At 73.4% G+C, this 13,324-nt stretch carries 15 protein-coding genes; 5 read left to right on the top strand and 10 right to left on the bottom strand.

Annotated features, from left to right (window positions below):
• Window positions 1-59 precede the first annotated feature (59 nt).
• From OIE69_RS05000 to OIE69_RS04985, 4 genes are all read right to left on the bottom strand, one after another.
• Window positions 60-953, bottom strand: coding sequence for a carbohydrate ABC transporter permease (locus OIE69_RS05000; RefSeq protein WP_326570708.1), 894 nt, complete (start codon window positions 951-953; stop codon window positions 60-62).
• A gap of 1 nt (window position 954) precedes the next feature.
• Complete coding sequence (locus tag OIE69_RS04995; RefSeq protein WP_326570707.1) at window positions 955-1,917, bottom strand: carbohydrate ABC transporter permease; 963 nt, start codon at window positions 1,915-1,917, stop codon at window positions 955-957.
• Between the two features lie 9 nt (window positions 1,918-1,926).
• Entirely contained in the window at window positions 1,927-3,198 is a 1,272-nt protein-coding gene (locus OIE69_RS04990; protein ID WP_326570706.1) for an extracellular solute-binding protein, read from the bottom strand.
• 128 nt (window positions 3,199-3,326) lie between these two features.
• Window positions 3,327-4,358, bottom strand: a complete 1,032-nt coding sequence (locus OIE69_RS04985) for a LacI family DNA-binding transcriptional regulator (RefSeq protein ID WP_326570705.1) — start codon at window positions 4,356-4,358, stop codon at window positions 3,327-3,329.
• 436 nt (window positions 4,359-4,794) lie between these two features.
• On the opposite strand from OIE69_RS04985, the gene OIE69_RS04980 reads away from it, so the two are divergent.
• On the top strand, window positions 4,795-5,685 hold the full coding sequence (locus tag OIE69_RS04980) for a GNAT family N-acetyltransferase (protein ID WP_326570704.1): 891 nt from the start codon (window positions 4,795-4,797) through the stop codon (window positions 5,683-5,685).
• 330 nt (window positions 5,686-6,015) lie between these two features.
• Here the strand turns inward: OIE69_RS04980 and OIE69_RS04975 are convergent, their stop codons facing one another.
• Entirely contained in the window at window positions 6,016-6,807 is a 792-nt protein-coding gene (locus OIE69_RS04975; protein WP_326570703.1) for a class I SAM-dependent methyltransferase, read from the bottom strand.
• Window positions 6,808-6,857: 50 nt separating this feature from the next.
• Window positions 6,858-7,613 carry an SDR family NAD(P)-dependent oxidoreductase gene (locus tag OIE69_RS04970; protein ID WP_326570702.1) on the bottom strand — a complete coding sequence of 252 codons (756 nt, stop codon included), beginning with the start codon at window positions 7,611-7,613 and terminating at the stop codon, window positions 6,858-6,860.
• A gap of 92 nt (window positions 7,614-7,705) precedes the next feature.
• Between OIE69_RS04970 and OIE69_RS04965 the strand changes: the two genes are divergently transcribed.
• Complete coding sequence (locus OIE69_RS04965; protein WP_326570701.1) at window positions 7,706-8,341, top strand: TetR/AcrR family transcriptional regulator; 636 nt, start codon at window positions 7,706-7,708, stop codon at window positions 8,339-8,341.
• Window positions 8,342-8,357: 16 nt separating this feature from the next.
• On the opposite strand, the gene OIE69_RS04960 is transcribed toward OIE69_RS04965, so the two are convergent.
• The 4 genes from OIE69_RS04960 to OIE69_RS04945 all read right to left on the bottom strand — a co-directional run bounded on the left by OIE69_RS04960 (window position 8,358) and on the right by OIE69_RS04945 (window position 10,813).
• Window positions 8,358-9,200: an aldo/keto reductase gene (locus OIE69_RS04960; RefSeq protein ID WP_326570700.1), complete on the bottom strand. Its 843-nt coding sequence runs from the start codon at window positions 9,198-9,200 to the stop codon at window positions 8,358-8,360.
• 78 nt (window positions 9,201-9,278) lie between these two features.
• Entirely contained in the window at window positions 9,279-10,076 is a 798-nt protein-coding gene (locus OIE69_RS04955; protein ID WP_326570699.1) for a hypothetical protein, read from the bottom strand.
• The gene (locus OIE69_RS04950; RefSeq protein ID WP_326570698.1) at window positions 10,073-10,447 is read right to left on the bottom strand and encodes a TraR/DksA family transcriptional regulator; all 375 of its coding nucleotides are present in this window, start codon (window positions 10,445-10,447) and stop codon (window positions 10,073-10,075) included. The genes OIE69_RS04955 and OIE69_RS04950 overlap by 4 nt, the downstream gene beginning before the upstream one ends.
• A 27-nt stretch (window positions 10,448-10,474) precedes the next feature.
• A complete protein-coding gene (locus OIE69_RS04945; RefSeq protein ID WP_326570697.1) occupies window positions 10,475-10,813 on the bottom strand; it encodes a TraR/DksA C4-type zinc finger protein in 339 nt (112 codons plus the stop codon).
• 353 nt (window positions 10,814-11,166) lie between these two features.
• On the opposite strand from OIE69_RS04945, the gene OIE69_RS04940 reads away from it, so the two are divergent.
• From OIE69_RS04940 to OIE69_RS04930, 3 genes are all read left to right on the top strand, one after another.
• On the top strand, window positions 11,167-12,120 hold the full coding sequence (locus tag OIE69_RS04940; RefSeq protein WP_326570696.1) for a sensor histidine kinase: 954 nt from the start codon (window positions 11,167-11,169) through the stop codon (window positions 12,118-12,120).
• Window positions 12,120-12,785 carry a response regulator transcription factor gene (locus tag OIE69_RS04935; protein WP_326570695.1) on the top strand — a complete coding sequence of 222 codons (666 nt, stop codon included), beginning with the start codon at window positions 12,120-12,122 and terminating at the stop codon, window positions 12,783-12,785. Before OIE69_RS04940 ends, OIE69_RS04935 begins: the two co-directional genes overlap by 1 nt.
• Before the next feature lie 62 nt (window positions 12,786-12,847).
• The gene (locus tag OIE69_RS04930) at window positions 12,848-13,285 is read left to right on the top strand and encodes a hypothetical protein (RefSeq protein ID WP_326570694.1); all 438 of its coding nucleotides are present in this window, start codon (window positions 12,848-12,850) and stop codon (window positions 13,283-13,285) included.
• The last annotated feature ends 39 nt before the right edge of the window (window positions 13,286-13,324 follow it).

Genomic DNA, 13,324 nt, shown 5'->3' with positions numbered 1-13,324 from the left:
TGGAGCCGGTCGTACGGGTGGAGCCGGTGGAGCCGGTGGTGCGGTCGTTCACAGCGAGTTCAGCCCTTCGTGGCGGAATCGAGATCGGTGGAGGTGAAGCGGCTCTGGAAGACGAGGTACAGGGCCACCGCGGGCGCGGCCAGCACGCAGGCGCCGGCGAGGATGGCACCGAAGGGGTTGGCGGCGGCGGAGGAGACGGTGCTGATGTAGTTGGCCAGCGAGACGGCCAGCGGCTGCATGTCCTGCTCCTTGGTGACCAGGAACGGCCACAGGAACTCGTTCCACGGCCCGGTGAAGCTCAGCAGCACCACGGAGGCGAGCGCGGGCTTGCACAGCGGGATCGCGATCCGGAACAGGATCTGCAGCTCGCCCGCGCCGTCGATGCGCGCGGCCTCGAACATCGCCTGCGGCAGTTGCAGGAAGAACTGCCGGAAGATGAAGACCGCGCTGGTGTTGATGGCGAACGGCAGGATGATCCCGATGTAGGAGTCGGCCAGGCCGTAGTCGCGGACGATCAGCACGTACAGCGGGATCATCAGCAGCTGGAACGGGATGACCTGCACCAGCAGCACCAGGGCGAAGGTGGACCCCTTGCCCCGGAAGTGGAGCCGCGCCAGGGCGTATCCCGCCAGCAGACCGAAGACGGTGGTGCAGACGATCACGCCGCCGGTGAAGATCCCGGAGTTGATCAGGGAACGGCCCAGCGAGATGGCCGAGTTGATCTCGGCGTAGTTGTGCAGGGAGAGGTTCCCCGGCTGCGGGAAGGCCCCGGCGGGGCTGCTGTCGGGCTCGCGCTGCAGCGAGCCGACGAGCATGTAGTAGAAGGGGAAGAGGAAGGCGAAGGCGCCGGCGAGCAGCGCCAGTCGCGACAGGATCCGGCGGGCGCGGGAGTGCGTGTGCGGACTGTGCCCTGCCGGGCGGCGATGGTGCGCGGGAGCGTGGACGTCGGTCATGTCAGTCCCTCTCCAGCACTCGACGGTAGACGAGGGAGATGCCGGTGATCAGCACGACGAGGATCACGCCGATCGCCGCCGCCTCGTCCGGGTGGCCCTGCTGCAGACCGCGCTGGTACATCAGCAGCACCGGTGAGGTGGTCGCCCCGTCCGGTCCGCCGCCGCTGGTCAGCAGGTAGGGCTCGGTGAACAGGTTCGCCCCGGTCACCGTCGCCAGGACCAGCACGAGCAGAGTGGCGGTGCGCACCGCCGGCACGGTGATCGACCAGAACATCCGCACCTTGCCCGCGCCGTCGAGCGCGGCGGACTCGTACAGCTCGCCGGGCACGTTCTGCAGCGCCGACAGGTAGAGCACGACGAAGAAGCCGAGCTGCTTCCAGGCGACGAACAGCGCGATGGTCGGCATCGCCAGATGCGAGTTGACCAGCCACGACGGGTCCGGTGCGAGCGGCCCGAGCGCCTTGTTGACCAGGCCGTTGGAGTTGAACAGGAACAGCCACACGCCGACGACCGCGACGCTGGCGGTGATGTACGGGACGTAGTAGGCGGTGCGGAAGAACGTACGCGCCCGCAGCTTGGAGTTGAGGGCGGTGGCGAGTACGAGGGACGCCGCCACCGTCAGCGGCACGTTGATGACGAGGAAGACCGCGATGTTGCCGAAGGAACGCCACACGTCCGGATCGGTCAGGACGGAGGTGTAGTTGGCGAACCCCACGAAGGGACGGTCCACCTGGGCGCCCGGCGCGGCGAAGAAGTAGTCGTGGAAGGAGATCCACACCGCGAAGCCGAGCGGGTACAGGAAGATCGCGGCCAGGTACAGGAGGTACGGGGAGACGAAGGCCAGACCGATGGGCTGCCGGCCCGCGAACCGCGACCTGCGCGGCCGTGGCCCGCGGTCGGTCCGGGGGCGGTCCCCGCCCCGGGCGGACCCGGGGCGGAGGACGTCAGGGTGCGTGGAGGACATGGCCGTGACTCACTGCTTCGCCAGGCCGTCGACCTTGCCCGCGGCCTCGCGGAAGGCGCTCTCGACGTCGCCCTTCCCGAAGATCACGGACTTGGTGTAGGCGTCGCGGAACGTCTGCCAGATCTCGACGGAGTTCGGCACGTTCGGGGCTTCGACGGTGCGGTCGGCCTGCTCGGCGAAGGTCTTGTAGTCCGGGTGCGAGGCGAAGTAGTCGGGGTACGCGGCCGCGAGGCCCTGCCGCATCGGCATCTGGCCGGTGGCCTCCAGCAGCTTGCCGTCCTGCTCCTTGCTGGTGGCGAACTTCAGCACGTCCCAGGCCGTGCCCTTGTTCTTGCAGGCGGTGAACATGCCGATGGACTTCTCGTCGCTGAAGGTGCCCTTGGCCTCGGCGCCGGTCGCGGTCGGCACCGGCACGGCACCCCACTTGACCTTGTCGCCGTAGACCGAGACGGCCCACGGGCCGACGATCGCCATGGCGGACTTGCCGTCGGCGAAGGCGTCACCGTTGTACTGCTCGTTGGGGGCCAGGCGGTCCGCGTACATCGTCTTCCAGAACTCGGCGGCCTTGACGCCGTCGGGCGAGGCGAACTGGGCCTTGCCGTCCTCGACGAGCTGCTTGCCGGTCTGGGCGGCGAAGAGCGGGTAGAAGTCGAACCAGGACTGGTAGAACTCCGAGGTGGGCGCCGGCCAGATGGCGGCGTGCGCACCACCCTTCACCAGGGCGCGCGAGGTGGTCAGGAAGTCCTGGTAGGTGGAGAGCTTGGGGTGCTCGGCGTCGAGCCCGGCCTTCTTGAACAGGTCCTTGTTGTAGAAGACCATGACGGGGTTGCTCTTCCAGGGCATCTGGTAGTGCTTGCCGTCGGGCGACGCGTACTGCGAGAGCCGTTCGCCGGTCCGCTCCTCGAGGTACTTCTTCCCACCCGGGAAGTCGTCCAGGGCCACCAGGCCGCCCTGCTTCTGGAAGCCCGGCACGGCCGCGGGAGCGGTGTTGAGGATCAGGCACGGGGCGTTGCCGGCCGTGATGGCCGCGCCGATGACCTCCTCGGAGCTCTTGCCCGCGGGTATCTCCTGCGCCTTCACCTTCTCGTCGGGGTGGGCGGCGTTCCAGGACGCGACCATGCTCTTGCCCCAGGCGACCTCCTGGGCGTTGTTGGAATACCAGACCGTGATCGGGCCGTGGGCGTCGCCGCCCGCGGCGGAGTCCGACCCGCCGCTGCCGCACGCTGCGAGCGGCACGGTCAGGGCGACGGCGGAGAGGACGGTCAGGACGGTTTTCTTCATTGCGGTGGCTCCGTGTTCTCAAGGGGTGGGAAGCGGCCGTTCCGGGGCGTCGTCCTGCCTCGGTGACGGCCCTCCGGGGAGCGGAGAACGTCGTGGGCGCGACGGGCGCGCGTCGGGGGGTGAGGTGGTCAGGGGCGGGCGGCCGCGGCGGGGGCCGGGCCGGTGGAGTCGCGCACCATGAGGGCGGCCGGGTCCAGTTCCACGTGCGGGGTGGTGCCGTGCTCGATCGTCTCGATCAGCGCGAGTGTGGCGGCGCGGCCCCAGCTGGCCGCGTCGGCGCGGCAGGTGGTCAGCGAGGGCCGGGTCCAGGAGGCCAGCGGTACGTCGTCGAAGCCGACCACCGACAGGTCGTCGGGCAGTCTCAGCCCGGCCTCCTGCGCCACGGCCATGCCAGCGGTCGCGGAGAGGTCGTTGGCGTACACGATGGCGGTGGGCCGGTCGCCCCGCGTGATCAGCGCCTGCGTCGCGAGCGCGCCGCCCTCGGCGGTGAAGCCGCCCGGCAGCACCGGGCCCTGGGGCAGGCCCGCCTCCGCGAGCGCGTCCCGCCAGGCGCCGAGCCGCCGCTTGGCGTGCAGGTACTCCTCGGGGCCCGCGACATAGGCGATGCGGCGGTGGCCGAGTCCGACGAGGTGGTGGACGGCGCCCGCGACGACCGGACGGTCGTCCAGGTTGACCGTGGCGATGCCCTCGACACCGTCGTCGGCGCCGACGGCCACGGCGGGCAGACCGAGTTCCCGCAGCAGCTCCGGGCGCGGGTCGCCCACCCGCAGGTCGGTGAGGAACACCCCGTCCACGCGCTGGTCGTCCACCAGGCGGCGGTAGGTGTCCATCTCGTTGCGGGGGCTCGTCACGTGCAGCATGAGGCCGTCGCCCGACTCGGATATGACCGACTCGATGCCCGCCATGAAGGCGGGGAAGAAGGGGTCGGTGCCGATCAGGTCGGGCTCGCGGGTCAGGACCAGGCCGACGGCCCTGGCCCGCCCGGTCGACAGCGCGCGGGCGCTGCGGCTCGGCGTCCAGCCCAGTTGCCCGGCCGCGGCGCGCACCCGTTCCTGGGTCGCGGCGGCCACGCCGGGGCGGTCGTTGAGAACGAAGGAGACCGTCGCCCGGGACACACCTGCCAGTTGGGCGACATCGGCGATCGTGGGGCGTCGGGCCATGCGGACTCTCCGTGTACGGCGGCGGAAGGTGGCCACATCCGCAGCCGCAGGTTCCGTCGACCGGCGTGCCCCGCGGGGCACGCCGTCCGGCGGCACCTTTGGCGCCGGAGGCAGCACGTTCTGGCACTCGCATACCGGGGCAACCAACGCGAAAGAAAGCTTTCATCTCGCGTTTGAACCGGTTTAAACGAGCGATGTGGGAACCATGAACCCCAGGGGGCGGAGTGTCAAGGGGCTGCTTTCGGTTGGGGAGTTGTATGTGGCAAGTGTGACGATATGTCCCAAATGTCGAGACGCTCTGCCGTCACCGCGGACCGAGTGAGCGGCGACGCTGCGTCACGACCCCGTGAGGCCGCCGATGTGCCGTGCCGGCCTGCTGCTACCGTCTGCCCAATCCCCCGGCCCGCGGCGGACGGAGAGAGCCACGGAAACGGATGTGTTCCCCGACACGGTCCTGCGCACCGAGCGATTCGTCCTGCGCCCGTTCACCCCGGACGACGCCCACGACACCTGGGCGAGCTGCGTGGACCCCCTCACCCAGCGGTGGCTGCCCCTGCCCCGGCCCTACAGGCCCGAAGAGGCGACGGCCTGGTGCACGACGGGCTCCCACGCCCTGCGCGCGTCGGGCGACGGCATCCACTTCGCCGTCGCCGAGCCGGACGGCGGGCGGCTGCTGGGCACCGTCGGCCTGAAGCGCACCGACTGGCGGGCGCGGACGAGCGAGGTGGGCTACTGGGTCTCGCCCTGGGCGCGGGGGCGCGGAATCGCCGCGGAGGCCACCCGGGCCCTCGCGACATGGCTGCTGGCCGAACAGGGCTTCCGGCGCCTGGAACTGCGCGCGGCGACGGGCAACACCGCGTCCCGGCGCGTCGCCGAGAAGGCAGGCCTGCGCCGCGAAGGCGTCCTGCGCGACGCGGGTTTCGTGCACACCGGCCGCGTCGACCTCGTCGTGTTCTCCCTGGTGCCCGGCGACCTGGTGGCTGCGCCTGCGGATGACCGGAGCGTGGTCGCGGACGGGTCGCCGACCGAAGCGGAACTGGACGTGATCGAGGAGCGCGCCGCGAACGCGTCGCCCGGTCCCTGGACGCCACTGCCGGAGACCCGGGCGGGGATCGGCCGGGCGAGTTTCCTCCGGATCGGGGCGGCCGGTGGTGAGGGGGACGACGAGTGGCGCCTCACCAGGGTCACCTCCGGGCGCGAGGTCGCCGGCCCGGACGAACGGCCCGACGCCGACCTCGACTTCATCGCCTCCGCCCGCCAGGACGTGCCGCGGCTGGTCGCCGAGGTGCGCCGGCTGAGGGCCGCGCTTTCGGCGGAGAACTCCTGAAGACGCCTCAGGCCCCCGCCGCGTCATTGCGGTGGGGGCCCGACTCATGGCGATGGGGACTCCGGCAGGGAGAAGCGGAGCCCTCCGACTGCACCACCGTCCAGCCTGGTCGCGGGACCGCGTAGGCGCATGTCGCGCTGGGCCGGACGGGTGACGTCCCCGCGCGCGGCGTCGGTCCGCCGGCCGGGTCTTCCGGCCGTGGTGCGATGCGGGTGGGGCCCGCGCGGTCCTTCACCGGGCGACACGACCGGTCAGGTCTGCCGACCGGTGAGGTCGGTCATGCGGCCGCGCACCCGTCACCCGCGTCGGCGACGCCCCGGGGCAGTACACCTAGAGCGGCGCCCGGCCCCAGGCCATGAGCATGCCGGGGGGCAGATCGGCGCACTCCGGGGAGTCCAGGTAGCGCACCGCCTCGTCGACGAGGGCGTCGTCGACGAGGCCCGTGGCGATCATGGTCGATCGCGTCCGGTCCAACGTCTGCGCCCAGAACCGGCTGATCGCGCTGCCCGGCACGAGTGGCGGCACGTGGATCTCGGCCGCCACCGATCGGAGCCCGGCCGCCCTGAGCATCCCGGGGTAGTGGGGCACCCCGGAGACGTCGGTGCCGATCGAGTCGCCCAGCCCCCGCCACATCGCCCGCATGGCCAGCGTGTACGGCGTGTCGGGGGCGTCGGCGGTGGTGAGGTCCACGGCGTCGCAGACCACCAGGACACCGCCGGTGGCGAGCAGGCGGCCGAGCGTGGCGATCATGCGCTGCGGCGAGGGCAGGTGCATCAGCACGAACCGCGCGTGGACGAGGTCGAACCGCCCCGGTGGGAAGTCGTCCGCGGTGACGTCCGCCTGCCGCACCGTCAGGCCTGGCGTCGGGCGTGCCGCGAGGAAGCGCACGTCCCGGTCGACGGCGACGACCTCGCAGACCCCGGCCTCGCGCAGCAGCCTGCGCGCCACGGTGCCCGTGCCGGCGCCCACGTCCAGACAGCGCCATGCGGGGCCTGCCCCGAGCTGCCGCAGGCGGGCGAGCGTGGTGTCGTCGAACGCGGCGGCGGCGAGGTCGACGCGGTCGCCCTCACCGGCGTCCTCCGGGCGGAAGAAGCACTCCCCGTAGCGACCGGCGCTGGTCATGCCCTCATTGTGGCAACGGGCGGGCGCGGCCACACGTCGGCGGCCGGTCGCTACACCGCGGTGAATCCGCCGTCGACGGTGAGCGTGGCGCCGTGGATCTGCGAGGCCTCGTCGCTCGCCAGGAACACGACGGCCGAGGCCACCTCCGCCGGGGTGCCGGCGCGGCGCGATGGCATGCGGGAGATGATCGGGGTCAGGTGCTCGCCCATCGCCGCGACCTTGTCGGTCAGGGTGGGGCCGGGGGCCACGGTGTTGACCCGGACCCCGTGCGGACCGTACTCCGCCGCCCACGACGTCGTCAGCGAGTGCACGGCCGCCTTGGTCATGCTGTAGAGCGCCGAGTTCGCCGAGCCCCGCATGCCGCTGATGGACCCCAGGTTGACCACGGTCCCGTGGCCGCGCTCCGCCATGGGCGGCGCCAGCAGGCCGGTGAGCAGGAACACCGACCGCACGCTCACCGCCAGCGCCTGGTCGACGGTCTCCTGCGGGACCTCGGCGGTCGGCGTCGGGGCGAGCAGGAGTGCCGCGTTGTTGACGAGGACGTCGATCCGTCCGCCGGCCGCCGCGAGCGCGTCGGTGGCGAGGCGGCCGACGGCGTCGGCGCCGCCGGACAGGTCGGCGCCGACGAACGCGGCCGAACCGCCGTCCTTCTCGATGCGTGCCACCACGTCGGCACCGCGGGCCTCGTCGCGTCCGCTGACGACGACGAACGCGCCCTCGGCGGCCAGGGCCGCCGCGATGGCTGCGCCGAGGCCCGTGGTGGAACCGGTGACCAGGGCCGTCCGCCCGGTGAGTCGCTGGGTCATGTGCCGCGCCTTTCTCCGTGAACCGGCTGGGAACGGCCAAGGTGCCACCCAGAAATTGGACCTGCAAGTCCAGAAAGTGGCAGGATGGAGGCATGGCAGCACGACTGACGGCCAAGGGCGCCGCCACCCGGCAACGCATCGTCGAGGGGGCCGCGGAGCAGATCCGCGAGCGCGGCGCGACCGAGACCACCCTGGACGACATCCGCGCCCGCACGGCCACCAGTAAGAGCCAGCTCTTCCACTACTTCCCCGGCGGCAAGGAGGAACTGCTGCTCGCCGTCGCCCGGCACGAGGCCGGCCGGGTGCTGTCCGACCAGCAGCCGTACCTCGGCACGCTCACCTCGCGGCAGGCCTGGTACGACTGGCGGGACGCGGTCGTCGACCGCTACCGGCGGCAGGGGCAGCAGTGCCCGCTCGGCACGCTCGTCTCGCAGCTGAGCCCCGCCACGCCCGGGGCGCAGGCCGTCACCAGGGAACTCCTCGCGTCCTGGCAGGCCCAGATCACCAGCGGCATCCGGGCCATGCAGGAGAAGCGGGAGATCTCACCGGAACTGGACGCCGACCGTGCCGCGGCCGCACTGCTCGCGGGCATCCAGGGAGGTGTCTCGATCCTGATGTCTACGGGCTCGCTCACCCACCTGGAGGTCGCCCTCGACCTGGGCATCGAAGGGCTCCTCGTCGCACCCGCGCCGGTACCGGCACCGGCACACGTACCGCCGACCCACTGACCCGGCGCGGCGCCGCTCAGAGGACCTCCAGCGGCACGGGCCCGTGGGGCGGCGGGAAGGCCGCGTCCAGCGCCGCCAGCGCGTCCGCGGGAAGCCGGAGGTCCGCCGCGGCGCGGTTCTCCCGCACGTGCCCAGGCCGCCCCGCGCGGGGGATCGCCGCCACGCCCTGCTCCAGCACCCACGCAAGTGCCACCTGGGCGGGCGTGGCGCCGAGGCCGTCCGCCACGGCCCGCAGCGGTGCGGAACGCAGCAGCCGGCCCTGCTCGACGGGGGAGTACGCCATCACGCCGGCCCGGTTGCGCCGGCACCACGGGAGCAGGTCCCACTCGATGCCGCGCCGGGTGAGGTTGTAGAGCACCTGGTCCACCGCCACCGCCGACCCGCCCGGGACGGCGACCAGTTCGGCCATGTCCCCGGCGTCCAGGTTGCTGACCCCCCAGGTGCGGATCTTGCCGGCGGCCATCAGCTCGGTGAACCCGGCGAGGGTCTCCTGCAGCGGATGCCGCCCCCGCCAGTGCAGCAGGTACAGGTCGAGGATGTCGGTGCGGAGCCGTCGCAGGCTCGCCTCGCAGGCGGCGACGACGCCACGGCGGTCGGCGCGGTCCGGAAGCACCTTGCTCACGAGGAAGACCTCGGTACGGCGTCCCGCGATGGCCTCCCCGACCAGTTCCTCCGACGCGCCGGCGCCGTACATCTCCGCGGTGTCGACGATCGACATGCCCAGGTCCAGACCGAGCCGCAGAGCGGTGATCTCCTCGCGGCGGCGATCCGGGTCCTCACCGAGGTACCAGGTGCCCTGGCCGAGCGCGGGGACGTCCCTCGATGACAGCCGGACCGTACGCATCGACACTGTCGCCATCCCTGCCTCCCCGGCACGGCACACCTTCAGGCCACCACCCCGCATCCGGACCTGCAACCCGGTGGAGGGCGACGGCCGCTACTCGTTCACCGGCAGGCGGGCGTCGCCGGTGAACGACGGGTGGAGGCGGGCGGATCCGAGCAGTTCGGCGGCGCCGCGCACCGCCGCGGTGTCCGGCGCCGGTACGACCTTGACGGCTACGTGGAGCCGGCGCGCGAGGCGGTGGACGAACTCGGGGCGCAGCGCGCCGCCGCCGGCCAGGAGGACGCCGCGCGCCGGGGCGGACGGCGCGGCCGCGGTGCGGTCCTCGTCCGGCACGGACGCCACCATGGCCGCGACCGCGTCGACGAGGCGTGCGGCGGCCGCGGGTTCCCCGTCGAGGCCGCAGGCGCCGAGCGTGGCACGGTGCGCGTCGGCCACCGCGCCGTCGACGAGCAGGACCGCCTCCGTGAACCGGGCGCCGACGTCCACCACGAGCAGCGGGCGGGACAGGTCCTCGCGGGCCGCCGCCGCCACCGCCCGCGCCGTCGGCAGGGTCAGCACGGCGCGCGGCCGCAGGACCTCCACGGCGGCCCGGGCCGCCGCACGGTAGGCCACGCCGTCCAGGACGGGCGCCGTCAGCACCACGAGCGGACGGCCGAGACGGCGCGGCCCCTGGCGGAGCAGCCGGTCGAGCATCCGGGCGGTGCCGGCGACGTCGATGTCGCGGCGGCGGACGGGGTGGAGGGTGCCCGGGCCCCGGCCCGCGTCGGAGAACGTCACCGGGGGCACGTCGAGCACCATGCCCCCGCCGAGCGCCCAGACCCGTGTGCGGGTGCTGCCGAGGTCGACGGCGAGACCCGTCCGCCGGCGCGCCGGCGGCCACGGCGCGCTCATTCCCCGGCCCCCCTCGCCTGCCGGCAGCGGCCGCAGTAGCGGGCCTGGGGGACGACCACCAGGTGGCTCAGCGGGATGGGCCCGCGGCACAGCGGGCAGTTCCCGTACCGTCCCTCCCGCATGCGTTCCAGGGCCGCCTCGACGTCGGCGAGCACCATCCGGGCGGAAGCGGCGAGCGCGGCGCGGACCTCCTCCCGGGCCGCCGCCCGTCCGTCCGGCGGCCGGTGCGCGGGGGCCGGTACGGCCGCACCGATCTGCCGCAACTGCTCCCGGCGGAAGAGGCGTTGCTCGTGGAGGCTCGCGCGCAGTGCGGCGAGGTCCTCGGCGGACAGATGCGCGGCGCGGCCGTCCGCGGTCCGGTGGTTCACCACGTCACCCTTCTCCGGCTGGTCCTCGGATCACGCGGCACGGCGCCCGCAGGCCACGCAGCGGCGCGCGTACGGGAGGATCTCCAGGCGCTCGGCCGGTATGGGACCGGCGCAGTCGGGGCACACCCCGTAACTGCCGTCCCGGAGGCGCGCGAACGCGGCCTCGATCTCCCCCAGCACCCGCTGGATGGCCTCCCTCTGCACGACCATGACGTGGTCGTCCGCAGCCCAGCCGGCCTCGGCGACGGCACGGAGCTGGGTCAGCCGGGTGTCGCGCTCGTGCTCGAGTCGCTGACGGGCCTCGTGCGCGGCCATGCGGCCGGGCGGGGGCTCGGGCCGGGGTCCGGGCCGGGCGGTGTCGGTGGACACGGCGTGCTCCTTCCTGGGAGGGGATGCGCGGGCGGCCGGCGCCGAGGAGGGCGCCGGCCGGGACCACGCGGGGGGTCACCATCCACCGTGGCCGAGCGGGCGGCTCCTGCCCATCGGCCGTGACACCCATCTCCTGTGGGCACCGGACCCCATCCGCGGGCCGGCCGGCGACCTCATGGCCAGCCCAGAGATGGGGGTCGCACCCCATCGACCAGGGCACCCGGGCGCGGGCAGGCTGGAGGGAGGCCGCCATGACGGCGGCCGCGCCCGCCTGCCGGAACCCGCGGAGGCGGGCGCCAGGTGTGCGCGCGTGGAGCGACGAGGGAAGAGCGGGAGAAGGAGGCCGACGTCAGGTGTCCCTGTTCTGGCGGATCTTCGGGCTGAACGCCGTGGTGCTCGGTACGGCCACGGCACTGCTGTTGTGGGCCCCGGTGACCGTCTCCGTACCCGTGGTGCTGGCCGAGGCGGTGATCCTGGTCGGCGGCCTCGCCGTGATGCTGGTCGCCAACGCCGTGCTGCTGCGGGTGGGCCTGGCCCCGCTGGACCGGCTGACCAGGCTGATGACCACCGTCGACCTGCTGCGCCCCGGGCAGCGGTTGCCGGCGACGCGCGGCCACGGCGGTGTGCCCGAGCTGATCCGCACCTTCAACGCCATGCTGGACCGGCTGGAGGCCGAGCGGGCCACCAGCAGCGCCCGCGTCCTGTTCGCGCAGGAGGCCGAGCGCCGCCGCGTCGCCCAGGAACTCCACGACGAGGTGGGGCAGAGCATGACCGCCGTCCTGCTCGAACTGACCCGGGCCGCCGACCAGGCGCCCGAGCCGCTCCGCGGCGAACTGCAGCAGGCGCAGGAGATCACCCGGGAGAGCCTGGACGAGGTCCGCAGGCTCGCCCGCCGGCTGCGTCCCGCGGTGCTGGACGACCTCGGCCTGGTCAGCGCGCTGACCTCGCTCACCGGTGACTTCGCCACGCACACCGGGCTGGGAGTGCGGCGCCGCTTCGACACGGACCTGCCCTCCCTCGACCACGAGACGGAACTCGTGCTGTACCGCGTCGTCCAGGAGAGCCTGACGAACGTCGCCCGCCACGCCGAGGCCGAACGCGTCGAGATCAGCCTGCGCCACCGCGGCGACCGGGTCGTGCTCGGCGTCAGCGACGACGGACGCGGCACCGGCATCGTCCACGAGGGCGCCGGCATCCGCGGCATGCGCGAACGGGCCCTGCTCCTCGGCGCCGTGCTCGACATCACCTCCACACCACGGGCCGGCACCCAGGTCCGGCTGACCGTGCCCGCCCAGAGGGAACGCTGATGACCCCGACCGAACCGGCCCCGATCCGCATCCTCCTCGCCGACGACCACGCCCTGGTGCGCCGCGGGGTGCGGCTGATCCTCGACCGCGAACCGGACCTGAAGGTCGTCGCCGAGGCGGGCGACGGCGCGGAGGCCATCGCGCTGGTCCGCGCCCAGGACGTCGACCTGGCCATCCTGGACGTCTCGATGCCCCGCCTCACGGGCCTGCAGGCCACCCGCGACCTGGCCGCGCTGAGACCGGGGCTGCGCATCCTGATGCTGACGATGCACGACAACGAGCAGTACTTCTTCCAGGCCCTCAAGGCGGGTGCCTGCGGCTACGTGCTGAAGTCGGTCGCCGACCGCGACCTGGTCGCCGCCTGCCGGGCCGCCATGCGCGACGAGCCCTTCCTCTACCCGGGCGCGGTCACCGCCCTGATCCGCAACTACCTCGACCGCGCCCGCCACGGCGAGGAGACCCCGGACCACGTGCTGACGGCGCGGGAGGAGGAGGTGCTCAAGCTCGTCGCCGAGGGGCACTCCTCCAAGGAGATCGCCGAGACGCTGGTCATCAGCGTCAAGACCGTCCACCGGCACCGCGCGAACCTGCTGGGCAAACTCGGCCTGCACGACCGGCTGCAGCTCACCCGCTACGCGATAAGGGCCGGCCTCATCGAGGCGTGAGCCGGCCTCCCGGACCCCGACCCTTCCCTCCCCACCCCCGACGACCGACGAGGAGGTGCCGCATGGCACGACGTGCCCCCGCGGCCTGCCCGCGCGGCTCCCGCCGGTCGGCGAGGGCGGTCGCCGGGACGCTGGTCGCCACCCTGTTCGCCCTCCTCGGGCTCCTCGTCCCGGCCGCCGCGACGGGAGCCGGGCACGCCCCGCCGCCCCGTGCCGCCGCCGGTGACCTCGGCCCCGGTCCGCACGCCGCCGGTCCGCACGCCGCCGGGCCGCGCACCGCCGGGCCGCGCACCGACTGTGCGGCACCCGCCCGGACGTGGCGCGACGCCCCGGGTGAGCGGCACTCGCCGACCCTCGACGCCGCGGCCTCCTCCGCCCGGACCGCCCTCCCCTGTCCGCGGTACGTCACGCCGCGACCGGCCGCCGCCCCTGCCGCCACCGCGAGCGCGCACGCCTCGCTCCGCCGCGGACGCGCCCCACCCTCCTCCACCGGCATCTGACGACCTGTCACCTCACATCTGTCACTTCACCCTCGCACG

This window comes from Actinacidiphila glaucinigra, from assembly GCF_035918135.1.
GTDB classification, from domain to species: Bacteria; Actinomycetota; Actinomycetes; order Streptomycetales; family Streptomycetaceae; genus Actinacidiphila; species Actinacidiphila glaucinigra.
The sequence above is the reverse complement of the archived record's forward strand: the minus strand, read 5'-3'. Positions and strand labels throughout refer to the sequence as shown.

Excerpts from the sequence above, each read along its gene's own strand:
- OIE69_RS04995 (WP_326570707.1), bottom strand. The coding sequence starts at position 1,917 with ATGTCCTCCACGCACCCTGACGTCCTCCGCCCCGGGTCCGCCCGGGGC.
- OIE69_RS04955 (WP_326570699.1), bottom strand. The coding sequence starts at position 10,076 with ATGAGCGCGCCGTGGCCGCCGGCGCGCCGGCGGACGGGTCTCGCCGTC.
- OIE69_RS04985 (WP_326570705.1), bottom strand. The coding sequence starts at position 4,358 with ATGGCCCGACGCCCCACGATCGCCGATGTCGCCCAACTGGCAGGTGTG.
- OIE69_RS04935 (WP_326570695.1), top strand. The coding sequence starts at position 12,120 with ATGACCCCGACCGAACCGGCCCCGATCCGCATCCTCCTCGCCGACGAC.
- OIE69_RS05000 (WP_326570708.1), bottom strand. The coding sequence starts at position 953 with ATGACCGACGTCCACGCTCCCGCGCACCATCGCCGCCCGGCAGGGCAC.
- OIE69_RS04960 (WP_326570700.1), bottom strand. The coding sequence starts at position 9,200 with ATGGCGACAGTGTCGATGCGTACGGTCCGGCTGTCATCGAGGGACGTC.
- OIE69_RS04990 (WP_326570706.1), bottom strand. The coding sequence starts at position 3,198 with ATGAAGAAAACCGTCCTGACCGTCCTCTCCGCCGTCGCCCTGACCGTG.
- OIE69_RS04975 (WP_326570703.1), bottom strand. The coding sequence starts at position 6,807 with ATGACCAGCGCCGGTCGCTACGGGGAGTGCTTCTTCCGCCCGGAGGAC.
- OIE69_RS04970 (WP_326570702.1), bottom strand. The coding sequence starts at position 7,613 with ATGACCCAGCGACTCACCGGGCGGACGGCCCTGGTCACCGGTTCCACC.
- OIE69_RS04965 (WP_326570701.1), top strand. The coding sequence starts at position 7,706 with ATGGCAGCACGACTGACGGCCAAGGGCGCCGCCACCCGGCAACGCATC.
- OIE69_RS04930 (WP_326570694.1), top strand. The coding sequence starts at position 12,848 with ATGGCACGACGTGCCCCCGCGGCCTGCCCGCGCGGCTCCCGCCGGTCG.